General features: G+C 72.8%; 13 protein-coding genes. 8 read left to right on the forward strand and 5 right to left on the reverse strand.

The window, feature by feature from the left end:
- Positions 1-157: 157 nt before the first annotated feature.
- From NRP21_RS08870 to NRP21_RS08880, 3 genes are all read left to right on the forward strand, one after another.
- A complete protein-coding gene (locus NRP21_RS08870; RefSeq protein WP_257715830.1) occupies positions 158-841 on the forward strand; it encodes a response regulator transcription factor in 684 nt (227 codons plus the stop codon).
- 22 nt (positions 842-863) lie between these two features.
- Positions 864-2,201 (forward strand): sensor histidine kinase, encoded by a 1,338-nt coding sequence (locus tag NRP21_RS08875; RefSeq protein ID WP_257715831.1) that lies wholly within the window; start codon positions 864-866, stop codon positions 2,199-2,201.
- Between the two features lie 110 nt (positions 2,202-2,311).
- Positions 2,312-3,820, forward strand: a complete 1,509-nt coding sequence (locus tag NRP21_RS08880; protein ID WP_257715832.1) for a Do family serine endopeptidase — start codon at positions 2,312-2,314, stop codon at positions 3,818-3,820.
- A gap of 55 nt (positions 3,821-3,875) precedes the next feature.
- Here NRP21_RS08880 and NRP21_RS08885 read toward each other — a convergent pair whose 3' ends face one another.
- Complete coding sequence (locus NRP21_RS08885; protein ID WP_257715833.1) at positions 3,876-4,295, reverse strand: hypothetical protein; 420 nt, start codon at positions 4,293-4,295, stop codon at positions 3,876-3,878.
- 83 nt (positions 4,296-4,378) lie between these two features.
- The gene (locus NRP21_RS08890) at positions 4,379-5,227 is read right to left on the reverse strand and encodes a response regulator transcription factor (protein WP_257715834.1); all 849 of its coding nucleotides are present in this window, start codon (positions 5,225-5,227) and stop codon (positions 4,379-4,381) included.
- Between the two features lie 114 nt (positions 5,228-5,341).
- Between NRP21_RS08890 and NRP21_RS08895 the strand changes: the two genes are divergently transcribed.
- The gene (locus NRP21_RS08895) at positions 5,342-6,784 is read left to right on the forward strand and encodes a sensor histidine kinase (protein WP_257715835.1); all 1,443 of its coding nucleotides are present in this window, start codon (positions 5,342-5,344) and stop codon (positions 6,782-6,784) included.
- A gap of 260 nt (positions 6,785-7,044) precedes the next feature.
- Here the strand turns inward: NRP21_RS08895 and NRP21_RS08900 are convergent, their stop codons facing one another.
- Positions 7,045-8,346, reverse strand: a complete 1,302-nt coding sequence (locus NRP21_RS08900) for an efflux RND transporter periplasmic adaptor subunit (RefSeq protein WP_257715836.1) — start codon at positions 8,344-8,346, stop codon at positions 7,045-7,047.
- A 270-nt stretch (positions 8,347-8,616) separates the two neighbouring features.
- On the opposite strand from NRP21_RS08900, the gene NRP21_RS08905 reads away from it, so the two are divergent.
- The 3 genes from NRP21_RS08905 to NRP21_RS08915 all read left to right on the forward strand — a co-directional run bounded on the left by NRP21_RS08905 (position 8,617) and on the right by NRP21_RS08915 (position 14,347).
- Entirely contained in the window at positions 8,617-11,751 is a 3,135-nt protein-coding gene (locus tag NRP21_RS08905) for an efflux RND transporter permease subunit (RefSeq protein WP_257715837.1), read from the forward strand.
- Positions 11,752-11,848: 97 nt separating this feature from the next.
- Positions 11,849-13,477, forward strand: a complete 1,629-nt coding sequence (locus tag NRP21_RS08910; RefSeq protein ID WP_257715838.1) for a TolC family protein — start codon at positions 11,849-11,851, stop codon at positions 13,475-13,477.
- Positions 13,478-13,501: 24 nt separating this feature from the next.
- Positions 13,502-14,347 carry an NAD-dependent protein deacetylase gene (locus NRP21_RS08915; protein WP_257715839.1) on the forward strand — a complete coding sequence of 282 codons (846 nt, stop codon included), beginning with the start codon at positions 13,502-13,504 and terminating at the stop codon, positions 14,345-14,347.
- 9 nt (positions 14,348-14,356) lie between these two features.
- Here NRP21_RS08915 and NRP21_RS08920 read toward each other — a convergent pair whose 3' ends face one another.
- On the reverse strand, positions 14,357-14,731 hold the full coding sequence (locus tag NRP21_RS08920; RefSeq protein WP_257715840.1) for a response regulator: 375 nt from the start codon (positions 14,729-14,731) through the stop codon (positions 14,357-14,359).
- Complete coding sequence (locus NRP21_RS08925) at positions 14,728-17,733, reverse strand: response regulator (RefSeq protein WP_257715841.1); 3,006 nt, start codon at positions 17,731-17,733, stop codon at positions 14,728-14,730. Before NRP21_RS08925 ends, NRP21_RS08920 begins: the two co-directional genes overlap by 4 nt.
- Before the next feature lie 158 nt (positions 17,734-17,891).
- On the opposite strand from NRP21_RS08925, the gene NRP21_RS08930 reads away from it, so the two are divergent.
- Positions 17,892-19,685: an AI-2E family transporter gene (locus NRP21_RS08930; protein ID WP_257715842.1), complete on the forward strand. Its 1,794-nt coding sequence runs from the start codon at positions 17,892-17,894 to the stop codon at positions 19,683-19,685.
- Positions 19,686-19,735 lie beyond the last annotated feature (50 nt).

Genomic DNA, 19,735 nt, shown 5'->3' on the forward strand with positions numbered 1-19,735 from the left:
TGTTTTTTTTTGTTCTACGTCGCTTTTTGGGTGCGCGGGGGGGGGGCTGTGGGGCCGCCGCCGCCTGATCAGGGCCGGGCCGCCGAAGGGTGGGCCCGGCCCTTTTCATGTCCGGGGCGCTGGCGCAGAACATCTCTCCCGACCCGAAGGAGACGGGATGCGGATCCTGCTCATCGAGGACGACGTCGCGGCGGCCGACTACGTCGCCAAGGGCCTGACCGAGGACGGCCAGGTCGTGGACGTCGCGCATAACGGCAAGGACGGGCTCTTCCTCGCGCTGAACGAGCCCTACGACGTGATCGTGACGGACCGGATGCTGCCGGGTCCGGACGGCCTCTCCATCCTGCGCGCCCTCCGCGCCTCCGCCATCAACACCCCCGTCCTCGTCCTCACCGCCCTGGCCGAGGTGGACCGGCGCGTCGAGGGATTGGAGGCGGGCGCCGACGACTACCTCGCCAAGCCATTCGCCTTCTCCGAGCTGCGCGCCCGCATCCGCGCCCTCGCCCGCCGCCCCGCAGCCCAGGCGGAGCTGCAGGAGCTGGTGGTGGGCGACCTGCGGATGGACCTGCTGCGCCGCCGCGTGACGCGCGCCGGGCGCCCGGTGGAGCTGCTGCCGACAGAATTCCGCCTCCTCGAGTACATGATGCGCCACCCCGGCGAGGTGCTGACCCGCACGATGCTGCTGGAGAGGGTCTGGGACTTCGCCTTCGACCCCACGACGAACGTGGTGGACGTCCATGTCAGCCGCCTGCGCCGCAAGCTGGAGGCAGGGGGCGAGACACCGATGATCCGCACGGTGCGCGGTGCCGGCTATACCCTGGCGGGGCCCCTTCCAGGGTGACGCCTCTCCGGGGAATGGGCACTTGATCCGCCTCCGCAGCTTCGCGCCGCGCATGGCGCTGGCCGTCGCGGTGGTGGTGCTGGTGGCCTGCTTCCTCGGCGCCGGCTGGGGCTGGCTGCGCGCGCAGGACGCCCTGCGGCAGCAGCTGGATCTCGTGCTGGCGGCGGAGGCCGAAGGGCTGCTGCGCGACTACGAGAGCTACGGCCTGCGCGGCCTCTCCGAGGCGGCGGAGGTCTACACCCGGCGCCGCGGCCCCTTGCTGGTGTTGCTCCAGGGCCCGGATGGGCGGACCTTAGCCGGGGCCCTGCCCGGGACGCCGCCCGTGCTGCGCGGCTTCGCCACCCTGCAGGCGCAGGGCAGCGCGCCGCCGCTCCGGGCACTGGGCGCGGTGCTGCCGGGGGGCGTGAACCTCGTCGTGGCGACCGATCTCTCCTCCGTGGACCGCGCCGCCCTCGCCCTGGCCTGGACGCCGCCCGTGGCGGGCGGCATCGCGGCGCTGGTGGCGCTCGGTCTGGGCTTCCTGCTGGCGGGCCGGCTGGAACGGCGGCTGGCTGCGATGAGCGGCGCCGCAAGGGCGGTGATGGCCGGCGACCTGGCGCGGCGCCTTCCGGAGAGCGGCACCGGCGACGAGTTCGACCGCCTGGCCGCGACGATCAACGAGATGCTGTCGCGGATCGAGGCCCTGGTGGCCGAGGTGCGGCAGGTAACGGACGACGTGGCGCACGACCTGCGCTCGCCCCTCTCCCACCTCCGGCAGCGGCTGGAGGCGGCGCTGGCCCGGGCGCGCGACCCGTCAGCCGATTCCGCCGTGCTGGAGGGCGCGGTCGAGGAGCTGGACGGCATCCTCTCCACCTTCGCCGCGCTGCTGCGGATCGCGAGGGCCGAGGCGGGAGCCGGGCGGGAGGGCTTCGCGCGGCTGGACCTTTCCGCCCTGGTCGCGGGCGTCGCCGAGGCCTATGCGCCCGTCGCCGAGGAGGCGGGGCGGCAGCTTGCCACCGATATACCGCCGGGGATTACCGCCACGGGCAGCGCACCGCTGCTGCGCCAGGCGCTGGCGAACCTGCTGGACAACGCCCTGGCCCACGGCGCCGGCACCGTCCGCGTCGCGCTGCGGACGGGGCCGCTGCTCGAGGTCTCGGACGAGGGGCCCGGCATTCCCGCGGCGGAGCGGGACATGGCCGTGCGGCGCTTCTACCGGCTGGACCGGAGCCGGACGACGCCCGGCACGGGGCTGGGGCTCTCCCTCGTCGCCGCGGTTGCGCGGCTGCACGATGGGGAGTTGCTGCTGCGGGATGCCCGGCCGGGGCCGATGCCAGGCCTCTCGGCCGTGCTCACCCTGCCGCCCGGCCCGGATGCCTGACCGCCGATCCTGAAAATTCTTTCATGATCTTGTCGCGGCCTCTCCACCGGGGGGGATGGATGGTGGCGTCATCCGGCGGGGTCTTCCGCCGCAGCGACAGGACGCACCCGATGACCACTCCCTCGAACCGCCGCCGCGGGGCCGCACTGGGCGCCATGCTGCTGGCCGGCACCGCGCTAACCGGCGCCGCCGGCTGGCTCGCTATCCCGGCCTTCGCCGAGGGCCCGCAGCAATCCGCCCCCGCCGTGGCCGCGCCTTCCGTCCCGCTGCCGGGCTTCGGCGACCTCGTCGCCCGGGTTCGGCCCGCCGTGGTGACGATCACCGCGACCGAGCGCGCCAGGGCCGAGAACGTCAACTCGCCCTTCCCCGAGGGATCGCAGCAGGACCAGATGTTCCGCCGCTACTTCGGAGGCGAGGAGGGCGGCAAGCCGCAGGCACAGGCCCGGCAGGCGCTCGGCTCCGGCTTCATCGTGGACGCGGAAGGCCATGTCGTCACCAACAACCACGTCGTGGATGGCGCGACTCAGGTGAAGGTGACGCTGGACGACGGGCGGGAGCTGTCGGCCAAGATCGTCGGGCGCGACCCGCGCACGGACCTGGCCCTGCTGAAGGTGGATGCGGGCGGCAACCTGCCCTTCCTGAACCTCGGCAACTCCGACGCGGCACGGGTCGGCGACTGGGTGGTGGCCGTGGGCAACCCCTTCGGCCTGGGCGGCACCGTCACGGCCGGCATCCTCTCGGCGCGCGGGCGCGACATCCACAGCGGCCCCTATGACGACTTCCTGCAGGTGGACGCGCCGATCAACCGCGGCAACTCCGGCGGCCCGCTCTTCGCGCAGGACGGCTCCGTGATCGGGGTGAACACGGCCATCTACAGCCCCTCCGGCGGCTCCATCGGCATCGGCTTCGCCATTCCCTCCAACCTCGTCTCCACCGTGGTGGCGCAGCTGAAGGCGAACGGGCACGTCGAGCGCGGCTTCCTCGGCGCCTCCACCCAGCCGGTGGACGCCACCATGGCCCGGGCGCTGCGCCTGCCGAAGGCCGAGGGCGCGCTGGTGGCCGGGGTGGAGGAGAACAGCCCCGCCTCCCGCGCCGGGCTGAAGCCGGGCGACGTGGTGACGGCGCTGGGCGACACGCCCGTCCGCAGCCCGCGCGACCTGGCCCGCGCCGTGGGCGCCCTGCACGAAGGCGCGCAGACCAGCCTCACCGCCCGCCGCGACGGGCGCGAGACCCGGCTGGACGTGCGGCTGGCCGCGCTGCGCGACGGCGCGGAGCAGGCGCGCGGCGGGCAGGAGGCGCAGCAGGGCCGCGGCCGGATCGGCATCGGCCTGGCGAGCCTTCAAGAGGCCGAGAGGGCCGGGCTGGAGGTGCCGCGCGGCACGGAGGGCGCGGTGATCGCCAGCGTGCGGCCGGACAGCCCGGCGGCCGAAGCGGGGCTGAAGCCAGGCGACGTCATCACCGCGGTGGGCGGCAAGGCGGTGAAGGATCCGGACGCGGCGGTCTCGGCCATCCGCGAGGCGCTTTCCGCCAATGACGGTGCCGTGGCCCTGCAGCTGCTGCGCGACGGGCAGCGCGCCTTCGTGGCGGTGGAGGCGCCCTCCGGCTCCCGCCAGGGCTGATCGTTACCGGCAGGAACGGGGCCGCATCCCGCGCGGGGTGCGGCCCCCGCCCTGTTCAGCGGGCGGCCATGGTCCTGAAGACGTAGTCGCAGCGGCCGTTGTTCGCGCCGTCCAGCGCCAGCTCCGGCCCGCCGGGCGGGCTGTCCACGGTGCGGCGCAGCACGCTCTCCCGAGTCGCGGCGAAGCCCGGCGAATTGACGACCACGCGGAAGCGGTCCTGCCCGGCCGGTTCCAGCACCGTATTGAGAAGGGGCGCGCAGACCGCCTCCGCGCCCCGTGTCAGTTCCACCTGCATGGGGTGCGGCACGGGCGCGACGCCCGGCAGGGAGACGAAGAGAACCCTCGGCGGCAGCGTGGGCGCACGCAAGGGAATCTCGGCCATCGGCGCCGGCGGCGGGTTCGTGCCCCCGCAGGCAGCGAGCGCCGTGGCGGCCAGGCCCAGAGCCAGCAACGGGCGCATCAGCATTCGGCGCATCGGTCCCCTCTCATCTCTCCGGGCCGGCAACGCGGGGCGGCGCCCCTGGGCTGCAGCCCGGCGAATCCAGGGCGGACTATAATTCATTTCCCGCCGGGCGCAGCGGGCGTTCCGGCGGCAGGACCGGGCGCGGCCTCCAGCCGGTAGCCGAGGCCGCGCACGGTCTGGATCACCACCCCCGCCCCCGCAGCGCCGAGGCGCGCGCGCAGGCGGTGGACATAGACCTCCACCGCGTTTGGCTGCACCGCGCCGTCCGGGCCGGCCAGGCGGCTCTCCAGCGTCTCCTTGGAGACCGGGCGGGGCGCGGCCCGCAGCAGCACCTCCAGCAGGGTGCGCTCGCGCGGCGGCGGGTCGAAGGGCTGGCCGGCGACCGTCAGCGCGCGGGAAAGCGGGTCGAGCGAGACGGCGCCGAGCACGGTCGGGGCGACGCCGCGCCCGCCGCGGCGGCGGGCAGCGTTCAGCCGTGCCACCAGCTCCCCCAGCGCCACGGGCTTCACCATGTAGTCGTCCGCGCCGAGGTCGAGCCCCTCCACCACCTCGGCCACCTCGCCCCGGGCCGTCATCATCAGCACGGGCGGCGCGCCGGGCCGGTGGCGCAGGCGGCGCAGCAGATCGAGGCCGTCGCCGTCCGGCAGGCCGCGGTCGAGCACCACGACATCGTAGTCGCCGGTGGCCAGCGCGGCCTCCGCATCCTCGATGGAGCCGCCCGTATCGGCCTGCCAGCCCGCGCGGCGCAGGCCCTCCGCCAGCAGCGCCGCAAGCCGGGCATTGTCCTCCACCAGAAGAACGCGCATCCATGGTCCCTTCACGTCGGGCGCGGAGATTGCGTCGGGCGAGAGGGCCCTGCCAAGCCGCAGCGCCCGGAAATGCCGCTTCTCCGAGCGGAAGTCTTCCACGGAGGACGGCGCGATGAGGATCACCAGGTCGCCCATGCCGCTTGCCCGCCGCCCTCCCGCCCCTACCCTTCCTGCCCCCACCCGGATCGGCGCCGCCGGCCCGCCCCTGCCCGCCCCCTTCGCGGGCACGGCAGGCTGATCACTTCAGCGATGGTCCGGCGCACCCACCTTCCCCTGGCGGAGCCCCCCGCCGCGCCGCCGAAGCGGCCGCACAGCCTCGTCGCGCGCCTGGCCGCCGCCTATGCGGTGATCGGGCTCGGCGCGCTGATTGTCGGCGGGCTCATCCTCCACCAGACCCTCAGCTACGTCGTCTGGCTGGAGCACCAGCGCGGCATCCTGGCCGCCGGCGCGGAGGTGACGAGCCGCATCGCCAGGGAAGGCCTGGACGGCCTCAACCGCCCTCTCGGCGGCGAATCCGGGCGGCGCTTCGACGCGGCCAGCGGCTCCATGCTCTTCGCCGTGGCCGATGCGGAAGGCCGTCGCGTCGCGGCCTCGCCCGGCGTGCAGGCCCAGCTGCCGCGCGTGGCGGAGGACGGGCGCATCCCCGACACCTTCCAGCAGGGGCAGGACGGCACCCGGCTCTGGGGCGTGACGCGCTGGATCACCATGCCCGATGGCCGGCGCGTGGCCGTGCAGATCGCCCAGGACATGGAACGCTCCTACATCGTGCTGGACGACGTGCCGGCGGCGGCGCTCGGCCCGGTGCTGGCCGTGCTGACCCTGGGCGGCCTGCTCCTCTTCGCCGCCAATGTCGGCCTGCTCATCCTCCTCTCCGCCCCGCTGCGCCGCGCGGCGCGGGAGGCGGAGCGGATCGGGCATGGTGGCCCGCCCCGGCTGGAGGAGGGCGAGATCCCCCGGGAGCTGCTGCCCCTGATCCAGGCCGTGAATGGCGCCCTGGACCGCCTGGACGACGCGCTGGCCTGGCAGCGGGGCTTCTCCGCCGAGGTGGCGCACGAGTTGCGCACCCCCCTCGCCATCATCCAGGCCGAGCTGGACCTGTTGGATGCGGGCGACGTCACGGACAGGCTGCGGCGCGACGTGCAGGAACTGGCGGAGCTCGTCTCCGACCTTCTGGAAGCGGCCGAGGCGGCGCGCGACATGCCCGTGGCCGAGGGCGCCTTCGATCTCGCCGAGCTGGTGGCCCATGTGGGCCATCGCTTCACGCCGATTGCTGCGAGGGAGGGCCGGACCCTGGAAGCCCCTCCCGCCAACGCCCCGGTCTGGGTGCGGGGCGAGCGGGAATCGATCGGGCGGGCGTTGCGGAACCTCGTGGAGAACGCGATCGCCCACTCCCCGCCCGGCGGCACCGTCACACTGCGCCTGGGCCCCCCGCACGAGATGATGGCCGTCGTGGAGGTGGCCGACCAGGGCAAGGGTGTGCCGGAGTCCGAGCGGAAGAGCGTCTTCCGACGGCACTGGCGCGCCGGCGACGTGCGGCGCCGCGGCCTTGGCCTGGGGCTCTCCATCGTGGAGCGGATCGTGAGCGCGCATGGTGGCACGGCAGAGGTGGGCGACGCCCCCGGCGGCGGGGCACTCTTCTCCCTGCACCTCCCCATGGCGCCGGCACCGGCGCCGGTCACCGCTGGGGGCTGATCCTGGCGGGGTTCTCCTTCAACCCCCCGGCCCCCTCTCCATCATCTGCTCCGCGAGTAGGAGGGAGCCCCTCCTGACGGCGTGCCCCGGCTCGTGAGGCCGAGGCGACGGCAAAGGCAGGATCGGGCCTGATCGTCAGGCACTACGCTTAGAGCCAGCCCAAAGCAGGAAGGGGGCTGGACCTGATGGTCCAACCCCCTTCCCTGCCTGGAATAAATCCCGCGGGCCTGCCTGGAGGCAGCTCCCTGGGTCCGGGCGGATCAGTCCTGCGCCGCCCGGTCGATGAACAGGGCGCCGCCGGTCACGATCCGGGCGCCGGGGTTCAGCCCGTCCGTGATCTGGACCATGCCGTCGGACTGCAGGCCGGTGCGGACGCTCCGCATGACAAAGCGATCGTCGCCCAGCGCCTCCCAGAGGGAGGTGTTGGCGCCGCGGTAGATCAGGGCACCGGCGGGCACGGCCACCGCGTCCTTCGCGTCGCCCACCGCGATGCGGAAGGAGGCGAACATCTCCGGCTTCAGCAGGTGCTCGGGGTCGTCCAGCACGGCGCGGACGGTCAGGCGGCGGGTGGTGGGGTCCAGCGAGTTGGCGACGTTCTCGATCCGGGCGCCGAAGGTCCGGCCGGGCAGAGCGTCCACGGTGACCTGGACCTGCTGGCCCGGGCGCACCATCGGCGCGTCCATCTCCCGCACCCCGGCCACCAGCCACATCTGGGACAGGTCGGCGATGGTGTAGATCGGGTCGGAGTTGCCGGCGTTCAGCCACTGGTTCGGGCCGATGCGGCGGAACACCACCGTGCCGGCCAGCGGGGCGGTCACGGCCACCACGGCGTTCACGCGGCGGGTCTGCTCGATCTGCACGACCTGCTCCGGGGTGCGGCCGAGCACGCGCAGCTTGTCCCGGGCCGCGGCCAGGGTCGCTTCGGCCGTGCGCTGGTCGGAAATGGCGTTGGCCAGGTCGGCCCCGGCCTGCTCCACGTCCCGCCGGGCAGCGGCCTTGGCGGCGAAGAGGTCGCGCTGGCGCGCATCGTTGCGGCGGGCCAGGTCCACCTGGGTGCGGGACTTGCCGGCGGCATCCAGGGCGGAGAGGAGGTCGTTCGCGGCCTGGGTCAGGTCCGTCGTCTCGATCTCGAACAGCACGTCACCGGCCTGGACCTGCTGGCCGGGCTGGGCCAGGGCACGGACCACGCGGCCCGTATATGGGGAAAAGACGGGGGTGGACCGCTCCTCGTTGAAGGAGATGCGGCCCTCGGCCACGCGCTCCGGACGGAAGGCGCGGGCGGCCACCGGCTCCACGCGCAGCAGCTTCGCCTCGGTCGGTGTGATGCGGAAGGACCCGTCGGCCTGGCGGCCGAGATTGGAGGCGGCCTGGGCGGGGGAGATCACGGCCGGCGCCTCATGCCCGCCGAACTCCTTCCAGGCATAGCCACCCGCGGCGACCACGGCGATGCCGGCCAGCAGCAGGGGCAGCCGGCGCCGGCGGGCCGGCACAGCCGGCTGGGGCTGCGCGGCGGCGCTCTGGGAGGCAACCTCGGCGATCTGCGGCGGGGTCATCATGTTCATGGCCGTCACCTGTTTCCTGCACCCTGTTAACGCGAGCCGCGCTGAGCGGTCTCCGGCACCGGCCTGCGGTGCCCATGGCCCCCGCCCCCGGTCCATGGGCAGGGTTATGGGCCGGTCAACTTACACGGCGCTTACACCCCTGAATTTCCGCTTCCGATTTGTCTCGGGCCGGGCCAATTGGGGGCCGCGGGCGGGGGGCGCCAGTGGGTTAGCGCCCTGCCCTGCCGAAAGCTACGTCCAGAGACTTACACGCCCGCGGGAGCCGCGACCTTGCGCCACCTCGTCACCCAGGCACTCGAGCGCCGGCCGCTCGTGCTCCTGTTCTTCGCCGTGTTCATGATCGTCGGCGTCCTTGGCTTCCGCACCCTCAACATCGAGGCCTACCCGGATCCGGTGCCGCCCACCGTGGTGGTCATCACCCAGAACCCCGGCCAGAACGCCGAGGAGGTGGAGCGGACCATCACCATCCCGATCGAGGTGGCGATGTCCGGGCTGCCGAACCTGACCACGCTGCGCTCCACCAGCCTGTTCGGCCTCTCCGACGTGCGCGTGCAGTTCAACTTCAACTACACCTACGAGGAGGCGGTCCAGCAGGTCCTGAACCGCCTGGGCCAGCTCGGCGCCCTGCCCAACGGGGCCCAGCCCGGCATCTCCCCCGCCTCCCCGATCGGCGAGATCATGCGCTACCGGCTGGTGGGCCCGCCCGGCTTCCCGCTGGAGGACCTGAAGACCCTGCAGGAATGGGTGCTGGACCGCCGCTTCAAGCGCGTGCCTGGCGTGATCGACGTCACCTCCTTCGGTGGCCGCTCCAAGACCTACTCGGTGCAGGTGGACCTGCCCCGGATGAACGCCTACGGCCTCTCCCTGCCGAACGTGGTGGACGCGATCCGCCAGGGCTCCGTGAACGTGGGCGCGGGCACGCTGAACGTCGGGCCGCAATCCGTGGTGGTGCAGGGCATCGGCCTGATCCACTCGCTGGACGATATCCGCAACGTGGTGCTGGGCAGCCAGAACGGGCAGCCCGTCCTCGTCTCGGACGTGGCGACCGTCGGGGTGGGCAACCTGCCGCGCCTGGGCATCGCCGGGCATGAGGGCGACGACGACGTGATGCTCGGCACGGTGCTGATGCGCCGCGGAGAGCAGACCCTGCCGACCATCCACGGCGTGCAGGAGGAGGTGAAGCGCATCAACGAGGGCGGCGTGCTGCCGCCCGGCGTGAAGATCATGCCCCTCTACGACCGCGAGGACCTGGTGAACACCACCACGGTGAAGGTGGTGCACAACATCCTGGAGGGCGTGCTGCTGATCCTCGTGATCCAGTGGCTCTTCCTCGGCGACCTGCGCGGCGCGATCGTGATCGCCGCCACCATCCCCTTCGCCTTCTTCTTCGCCGTGCTGATGATGCTGGCGCGGGGGGAGAGCGCAAATCTCCTCTCCCTCGGCGCGCTGGACTTCGGCCTGCTGGTGGATGCCACCGTGATCATGGTGGAGAACATCTTCCGCCACCTGCACTTGGCCCGCCACCACCTGAAGCCCGGCGAGAAGCCGCGCCCGGTGGCGCAGACAGTGCTGAAGGCCGCGAGCGAGGTGGACAACGCCATCCTCTTCTCGATCCTGATCATCATCGCGGCCTTCATCCCCCTCTTCGCGATGGGCGGGATCGAAGGGCGCATCTTCGGCCCGATGGCCAAGACCTACGCCTACGCCATCGGCGGCGCGCTGCTCGCCACCTTCACCATCACCCCCGCCCTCTCTGCCACCCTGTTCAAGACGGACACGGAGGAGAAGGACACCTTCGCCGTGAAGGGCGTCCGCTGGGCCTATACCCGCCTGTTCAACGGCGGCATGCGGCGGCGGGGCCTCACCATGCTGGTGGCCGGCGCCATGCTGGTGGGCAGCATGGGCGTGATGTCCCGCCTCGGCGCCGAGTTCCTGCCGACGCTGGAGGAGGGCTCCATCTGGCTGCGCGCCACCATGCCCTCCACCATCAGCCTGGAGGAGGGGAACCCTGCGGCCAACCGGATCCGCCGCGTGCTGATGGAGTTCCCGGAGGTGATCACCGTGACCTCTCAGCAGGGCCGGCCGGATGACGGCACGGACAGCGCGGGCTTCTTCAACGCCGAGTTCTTCGTGCCCCTTGTCGCGCAGGAGAAGTGGACGACGGCGAAGGACCGGGACGGGCTGGTGGCCGCGATCAACAACCGGCTGGAGCAGGAGTTCGCGGGGGTGGAGTTCTCCTTCTCCCAGGCGATCTCGGATAACGTCCAGGAGGCGGCATCGGGCGTGAAGGGCGCGAACGCCGTGAAGGTGATCGGCCCGGACCCGGCCGTTGCCTCCCGCGTCGCGGACCGGATCCGGCGGGAGATGTCCCAGGTGCAAGGCATCGCCGACCTCGGCGTCCTGCTCAGCGTGGGGCAGCAGACCCTCTCCATCACGGTGGACCGGGCCAAGGCCGCCCGGCTGGGGCTGACGGTGAACGACGTGAACACCGCCATCTCCGCCGCCGTCGGCGGGCAGGAGGCGGGTGCCTTCTACGAGCCGGGCGGGGACCGCAACTTCCCGATCATCGTCCGCCTCTCCCAGCAGTACCGGGATGGCCCGGACGCGATCGGCCGCGTGCCCGTGGGCAACAACGCCGTGCTGCGCGACGTGGCGAAGATCGAGATGATCTCCGGCGCCTCCTACATCTACCGCGAGAACTCCTCCCGCTACGTGCCCGTGCGCTTCTCCGTCCGCGGGCGCGATCCCGCCAGCGCTGTGCTGGAGAGCCAGGACCGGGTGCAGCGCAACGTGGAGCTGCCCCAGGGCTACCGGCTGGAATGGGTGGGCGAGTTCCGCAACCTGCAGGCGGCGGTCGCGCGGCTGATGGTGGTGGTCCCGATCGCCCTCGCGGTGATCGCGGTGCTGCTCTACGTCGCCTTCGGGCGCCTGCGGGAAACTCTGATCGTCTTCGCCATGCTGCCCCTCTCCATCTCCGGCGGCGTGCTGGCGCTGGCGATGGCCGGGCTGAACTTCTCCGTGCCCGCCGCCATCGGCTTCCTGGCCCTGCTCGGCATCACGGTGATGGAGGCCATCATCTTCCTCTCGTATTTCAACCAGCTGCGGGAGCAGGAAGGCATGGCCTGGACTCCGGCGCTGACGCGGGCGGGCTTCGACCGGCTGCGGCCGGTCATGATGACCTGCTTCGCCTCCTTCTGCGGCCTGCTGCCCATGGCCATGGCCCACGGCATCGGCGCGGACGTGACGAAGCCGCTGGCCATCGTGGTGGTGGGCGGGATCGGGCTCGTGCCGCTCTTCATTCTCGTCGTTCTCCCGGTCACGGTGGACCTGCTCGGCCGCAAGCGCGCCGAGCGGGAGGAGAAGGAGGAGCTTGCCGCCCTGGTGAGGCCCAGCCCCGCCGAGTGACCGGCCGTCACCATCCCATGAACCGTGCCGGGCCCCCGGGGGCCCGGCCTTCCCCCGCACGCCCATCCTCGCAAGACTGACGCGAAGGACTCGTCCCATGACCCGCCTCCCCCACGCCGTCCTCGCGGCCTCCCTGCTCGCCTCCCCCCTGCTGCCGCAGGGCGTGCTGGCGCAAGGCGTGCCAGCCCCGGCCCCGGCGCGCCCTGTCCCCGCCCTTCCCGGGGCGACCGCGCCCGTCGCCGGGGCTCCCGCGCCCGCGCCGGTGGTGCCCGGCCCGGCCGCTGTCCCGCCCGCCGTACCGGGGGCCGTGGCCCCGGGCGTGGCGGCCCCCATCGCGGCCCCGGCGCCGGCACCCCGCCCGGTTCCCGCGCCCCGCCCGGCCCGCGCGCCCTCCACGGTGGACATCCCGATCCGCGCCCCGGCCCTGACGCTCGGCGAGGCGGAGGCGATGCTGCTGGACCGCAACCTGGCCGTGGTGGCGGCGCGGCGCGGGGTGGACATCACCCGCGCCCAGCGGCTGGTGGCGGACACGAACCCGGCGGGATCGCTGGGCTACAGCCAGACCACGGCGCAGGTGAACGAGCGCAGCCGCTTCAGCGGCTACAACGGCGGCCGCTACGTCTCCCCGCTCAACAACGCCTCCGTGAACCTCTCCTTCACCATCGAGCGGGGCGGGAAGCGCGAGCTGCGGCGGCGCCTGGCCGATCAGAACATCAGCGTGGCCGAGGCCCAGGTGCTGGACGCGCTGCGCGGGCAGCTCTTCGCGCTTCGGCAGGCCTTCATCGCGGCCCTACAGGCCCGCGCCAACCTCCAGGTGGCCCTGGCCAACCGCGGCAGCCTGAACGGGACGGAGGGCCTGCTCTCCCGCCAGGTGCGGGACGGCGCGATCCCGGAGGCGGACCTTCTGCGCTTCCAGGCCAGCCGCCTGCCTTTCGAGCAGGATGTGGCCAACGCCGCCCAGGCCTATGCCGTCGCCGCCGCGCAGGTAGCGGCGCTGCTGGGGCAGGATGCCACCCGCACCTCCGAGGCCGCGGCCCGCAGCACCGGGCGCGATCCCGTGGCCGCCATCCTGGCCGGCATGCCCTTCGACCTGCGTGGCGACTTCACCAACACCCCGCCCCTGGACATGAGCCGCGAGACCCTGGCCGGCGCGCTGCCGAACCGCCCGGACGTGCTGGTGGCGACGCGCAACGTGAGCGCGGCGGACGCCAACACGCAGCTGGCCGAGGCAGCGCGGTCCCGCGACCTCTCCGTCTCCGGCAGCGTGACGCGGACGGAGCTGAGCCAGGACCTCCCGGAATCCAGCCGCCGCCTGCGCGCCAACGACACGCTGGGCATCGGCGTCTCCATCCCGATCTTCACCAGCCGGATCACGGAGGGGAACATCGCGGTGGCCAACGCCCAGCGCGGGCAGGCCCAGGCCCAGGCACAGGCCGCGCTGGCCTCCGCGCAGGCGGACCTCGCCGTGGCCTGGGCCACCTACGTCCAGGCCCGCGCCCTGCTGGACCTGACCACTGGCGCCGCGCTCCGCCGGGCGGAGGAGGCCTACCGCTCCACCGAGGCCGCCTACCTGGCCGGCGGGCGCACCCTGCTGGACACGCTGGACGCGCTACGGACGCTGAACCAGACCCGCGTGGCCGCCAACGCCGCGCGCGCGGCCTATCTCAACGCCCTGGCCGGGCTGGAGCAGGCGGCGGGGGTGGAGGGGATCGCGCCCCGGCTCTGATCGCTGCGGCATGGCGATCGCGGCGTGGCGGTTTCGCCCCCCGCAACCTACATGCCGGGCATGCCCGACACCGCGCGACTTCAGGACTTCATCCACGGCCACGACCGGATCTTCGTGCTGACCGGCGCCGGGTGCAGCACGAATTCCGGCATTCCCGACTACCGGGACGCCGACGGCCAGTGGAAGCGCGCCCAGCCCATGACCTTCCAGGCCTTCACCGGCAGCCACGCGGCGCGGCAGCGCTACTGGGCGCGCAGCCTCGTCGGCTGGCGCAGCTTCGGCCGTGTGCGGCCGAACGCTGCGCACGAGGCCCTGGCCCGGCTTGAGGGGCGGGGCAAGAGCAGGTTCCTGCTGACCCAGAACGTGGACCGGCTGCACCAGGCGGCCGGGAGCCGGCAGGTGGTGGACCTGCACGGGCGCCTGGACCGGGTACGCTGCCTGGGCTGCGAGCGGGTGATCCCGCGCGAGGAATTCCAGGAGGAAATGACGCGGCGCAACCCGGACTGGGCCGGGCTGGACGCCGCCCGCGCGCCCGACGGAGACGCCGACCTGGAGGGCCAGGACTTCGCCTCCTTCGACGTGCCGCCCTGCCCGGCCTGCGGCGGCGTGCTGAAGCCCGACGTCGTCTTCTTCGGCGAGGGCGTTCCGCGCGACAGGGTGGATGCGGCGAACGAGGCGCTGGATGGGGCGGATGCCGTGCTGGTGGTCGGCTCCTCCCTGATGGTGTGGTCCGGCTTCCGCTTCGTCCAGGCCGCGGCCCGCGCCGGCAAGCCCGTGGCTGCCGTGAACATTGGCCGCACCCGCGCGGACGACCTCCTGGCCTTCAAGGTGGAGCAGCCCTGCGGCGAGGCGCTGTCCTTCCTGCTCTAGCCCTCCTCGTTATCCCTCGGCCGCCAGCATCGCCGCGTCGATCTGCGAGAGCAGCTGGGGGAAGTCCACGGGCTTGGGGTGGTAGTCGTCGCAGCCCGCCGCCAGCATCTTGTCCCGGTCCCCCGCCATGGCGTGGGCCGTCAGCGCGATGATGGGGATGCGGGCGGTCTCCTCGTCCGCGCGCAGCGTGCGGGCGGCCGTCCAGCCATCCATGACCGGCAGGTTCATGTCCATCAGGATCACGTCCGGCTTTTCCGCGCGCGCGACGTCCACGCCCTGCTGCCCGTCATGGGCCAGCACCACGTCGAAGCCGCGGCGGCGCAGGCGGCGGGAGAGGAAATCCCACAGCTCCTCGTGGTCCTCCACCAGCAGGATTTTGGTCATGGCGATGCAATCTCCGTCTGCGCCTTCAACGGCGGGGCTGGCGGGGGGTTCCGGGATGCCGCGATGCGGCGCAGTTCCGTGAGGAGGGCCTCCGGCGGCTCGTCATCGGCGGGGAAGACGCGCCGGACCTGGCCGCGCAACGCCTCCAGCTCCGCAGGCGCCACGCCGCCGCCCGCAAGGGCGATGACCTGCACCTCGCTCCAGGCCGGGTTGCCGCGGATCTGCTGGACGAGGTGCAGCCCGTCGCCCTCCGGGCCGGGAATGGCGACGAGGACGAGGCCGAAAGGGGTCGCCGAGGGCGCGGAGAGCCGGGCCATAGCGGCCCCGGCGGTCTCGGCCTCCTCCACGCTCCACCCCTCGCTCTCCAGCAGGCGGCGCAGCTCCACCCGGGGCTCGGCCTCGGCCTCCACCACCAGGGCGGCCCCGGGGGCGCGATAGCGGTCCAGCACGTCCCGCAGTCGGTGCCACTGCACGGGCTTGATGAGATAGTCGGCGGCCCCCAGCGAAACGGCCAGCGCCTTCTCCTGCACGATGGAAACCATCACCACGGGAATCTCTGCCAACTCGGGGTCCGCCTTCAGCGCGGTGAGGACGGACCAGCCATCCATGCGCGGCATCATCACGTCCAGCAGGATGGCAGTGGGGCGGAGCTGGCGCGCCATGCGAAGCCCCTCCTCCCCGTCCGTGGCGCAGCGCACCGCGAAGCCGTCCCGCACCACGAAGCGGGAGAGCAGCTCGCGCGAGGCCGGGTCGTCGTCCACCACCAGGACCAGCCCGGCGCCGCCCGCCTCGTCCGGGACATTCGGCATGGTCTGCTCGGCGGCGGGCTCCGGCCCCGTCTCGCGCATGTCCATCGGCACGCGGATGGTGAAGGTGGTTCCCTTTCCCTCCTCGCTCTCCACGGAGATGTCGCCGCCCAGCAGGGTGCAGAAGGCCCTGGTGATAGCCAGCCCCAGCCCGGTGCCGCCGAAGCGGCGGGTGGTGGAACTGTCGGCCTGGGTGAAGCGGCGGAACAGCTTCGCCAGCTGCTCCTTGTTCATGCCGATGCCGGTGTCGGCCACATGGAATGCGATCTCGCGCCGCCCCATCGCGTCCCGCCCGGTCTCGGCGGAAAGGGTGATGCGGCCGCCTTCCGTGAACTTGCTGGCATTGGAGAGGAGGTTGATGAGGCACTGGCGCAGCTTCACCTGGTCGCTGCGCATGGTGCCCAGCCCTTCCGGCAATTGCACCTCCAGCGCGTTGCCCTTGCGCTGCATCAACGCCTGAACGGTCGCAACCGTCTCGGAGACGAGGGTCTCGATCTCGAAGTCCTCGACATGCGTCTCCATCCGCCCCGCCTCGATCTTGGAGAGGTCGAGCACGTCATTGATAAGGGAGAGGAGGTGGCGGGCATTGGCGCCGATCTTCTGCAGGTCCTTCGTCAGCACCTCGCCGCCCTCGATGTCGGCGGCCTCCTCCTCCAGCATCTCGGAGTAGCCGATAACCGCAGAGAGCGGCGTGCGGAGCTCGTGGCTCATATTCGCGATGAAGGTGCTCTTCGCGCGGTTCGCGTCCTCCGCGGCCTCGCGCGCGAGCGTCGCTTCCTCCTGCGCTTCGCGCAGCTCCGTAACGTCCGTGTTGGTGCCGAACCAGCCGAGGATGGCGCCATCCGGGTGCGCCTCGTCCGGCTCGTCGCGGATCGGCACGGCGCGGGAGAGGAACCAGCGGTAATTGCCGTCCGCGCCGCGCAGCGGGAATGAGTCCTCCCAGGACTGCCCGCTGGCAATCGCCTGCCGGAAACGGGGGACGACACGGTCCACGTAGTCGGGGTGGTGGACCTTGGTCCAGCCGGAGCCCTTCATCGCCTCGTAGTCCTGGCCGGTGTAGTCGTACCAGCGGCGGTTGTACCACTCGATCTGCCCGTCAGGGTCCGTCTGCCAGGCAAGCTGCGGCAGCGAATTGGCCAGGTTTCGGAAGCGCGCCTCGCTGCGCCGCACCCGCTCCTCCGCGCGCTTGCGGCGGGTGATGTCGCTCAGCACGATGCCCGCCCCCTGCCCGTCCGCCGCGGTGCCGGCGGCGGGAAACAGGGTGACGAGAAGGTGGTGCGCCTCTCCCTCCCGCGGATGGGTCTCCACCTCCAGGTCGGACTGAGAGCGCCCGCCTTCCTGCAGCGCGCGCAGGCGTGGTTCCAGCTTGGCGGAGACTGCGGGCGGCAGCGGCTGCCCCTGGGCAACCTCCACCCCCATGGCGCGGCGGGCGATTTCCGCCAGGGCGCGGTTGCTGTTACGCACCCGCATGTCGCGCCCGATGAAGCCGAGACCGACCGGCGCATTCGCCATCACCGCGTCCAGCAGGGTATTGGCCCGCCGCTCCGCGCGCCGGCGGTTCACCGCGTAGCCTGCCAGCAACAGGCAGGCGAGCAGCGCGGCCCCCAGTGCCGCGCCGCCGAACCAGAGGGCGCGCGCACTGGCGGCACGGTTCAGCGCCTCTACCCTCTGCCGCGCCGCGGCCTGCTGGGCCGCAACCTCGGCCCGGATGGCATCCATCACCTGGCGGCCCTGGCCGGTCTCCACCATGGCGCGGGCGCGGTCCGCATCGCCCTCCCGCCGGGCTATGATGGAGCGCTCCGCCTGGCCCTGCCGCTGGGCGACCAGGTCGCGCAGGCGCCCTTCCGCCGGCAGCCCGGCAGGGCCGCGCAGTGCCTCGACCGCGCGCATGCGTTCCTCCACCGCCGCCAGCCCGGCACGGTAGGGCTCCAGGTATTCGTCCCGCCCGACGAGGAGGTAGCCGCGCTGTCCCGTCTCCACGTCCTTCAGGGCGGAGAGGGTGCCCTCCAGCGCCACGACCAGCTCGTTGCCAGCGGCGATGGAGTCCGAATCCCGGTCGTCCAGGGCGTAACTCACGGCGCCAAGCCCCACCGCAACCACGGCCAGGACGGCGGCGAGCAAGGGGACGCGCGGCCAGCGGCGCGGGGCCGGCGCCTGCCCCGGGGCGGTCTCGGGCGCGCGAGGTGAATCGGGCACGGTCGTTCTCGGATCCTTTTTCGGCGCCCGGTGGCGATGGGGAGGCACCCCTGCGGCCCCACGGCGCTATCCGGCGCAACGCGGGCGGGGCTGGCGGGTTGAGGCTGGGCGTGGTCCTACCGCGCGCCCTCCCGCTTGAGCCGGACCCGACGCGCCGCATGGCCCCAACTGACCGACGCCTTCCCCCCGCCGCCGCGCCGGGCAATTCCGTGGCGGGGGCCGCCATGCTCGTCTCCGCGGCCATCGTCGTGGCGGCGCTGTATTTCGGGCGGGACGTGCTGGTGCCGCTGGTGCTGGCGGTGCTGCTGGCCTTCGTGCTGGCCCCCATTGCCCGGCTGCTGCAGCGCCTGGGGCTGCCCAAGGGCCTCGCCGTGCTGGCGGCCGTGCTCGCGGCCTTCGCCCTGATCGGCGCCATCATGGCGGCCATCGGGGCTCAGGGTGCGGATCTGGTAGCGGACATCCCGCGCTACGCGGCCACGCTGCGGGACAAGCTCGGTGCGCTGCAGGGCCTGGGTGACCTGCTGCGCCGGGCCGAGGGGCTGCTGGGAAGCCTCGGCATCGGCAGCCCGCTGGAACCGCCCGCCGCGCCGCCCGGCACCGTCGTCGTGGCGCCCGCCCCGCGGTCCGAGGCGGCGCTGCTGAACGTGCTGGGCTCGGTGCTGGGCCCCATCCTGCACCCGCTGGCGACTGCGGGCCTCGTCATCCTCTTCAGCATCCTCGTGCTGCTCTACCGGGAGGACCTGCGGGACCGGGCCATCCGCCTGGCCGGCGCGCGGGACCTGCACCGGACGATGACGGCGATGAACGACGCCGCCGCGCGCCTCTCCCGGCTCTTCCTAGCGCAGGTGGCGCTGAACGCGGGCTACGCGCTGATGGTCTCGGTCCTGCTCTGGGCCATCGGGCTGCCCAGCCCCCTGCTCTGGGGCATCCTGGCCGGGCTGATGCGCTTCGTCCCCTTCATCGGCACGCCGATCGCCATTGCGCCGCCCCTGGTCCTGGCCCTGGCAGTGGACAGCGGCTGGTCGATGGCGGCGCTGGTGCTGGCGATGTTCATCCTCGGCGGCGCGGTGATGGGGCAGGTGCTGGAGCCGCTGCTCTTCGGCCGGCGCACCGGGCTTTCCCCTCTCTCCGTCGTGCTCTCGGCGAGTTTCTGGGCCTTCCTCTGGGGCCCGATCGGCCTGCTGATCGCGACGCCCCTGACGGTGGGGCTGGTGGTGCTGGGCCGCCACGTCCCACGCTTCGAGTTCTTCGACGTGCTGCTGGGCGATCGCCCGCCGCTACAGCCGGAGGAGAGCTTCTATCAGCGCGCCCTGGACGGCGACGCGGACGGGCTGGTGGAGCAGGCGCGCGAGGTGCTGGACGAGCCCGGCGCGACGCTCGCGGCCTACGGCGACACCGTGGCGCTGCAAGGGCTGGTGCTGGCGCAGACCGATTGGTCGCGCGAGGCGCTGGAGCCCGAGCGGCTGGATGTGATCCGCACCCAGGTCGGCACGCTGCTGGACGACCTCTCCGACCTCGGTCTGGCCGCCGAATCATCCCTTCCCGCCGCCTGGAGGGCTGAGGGCGCCGTGGTCTGCATCGCCGGGCGCGGCCCGCTGGACGAGCTGACGGCGCGGCTGGCCGGGCTGGTGCTGCACCGGGCCGGCCTGGGCGCGCGGGCGGAGCCGAGCGCGGTGCTGGAGACGGCCAACCTTTCACAACTGGACCCCGCGCTGGTCCGGCTGGTCTGCCTCTCCGTGCTGGAGGAGGGGAACAGCGTGGCAGGGCTGCGCTACTTCCTGCGCCGGATCGCGCGGCAGCTTCCCCAGGCGAAGGTGATCGTCGGGCTGTGGGACGCGCCGCCGGAAAGCCCCATGCTGGCCGCGCTGCGCGAGGAAGGGCCGGCGGACGCCATCGTCACCTCGCTCGGCGAGGCAGCCGCGCTCGGCGAGGCGATGGCCGCGCGCGGCTGAGTCTTTGCGGTATCCTCCAGCCGCGCGCCTCGTCTAGCCTCCCCTCCGCA

This window comes from Roseomonas populi, from assembly GCF_024594815.1.
Lineage (GTDB): Bacteria > Pseudomonadota > Alphaproteobacteria > Acetobacterales > Acetobacteraceae > Roseomonas > Roseomonas populi.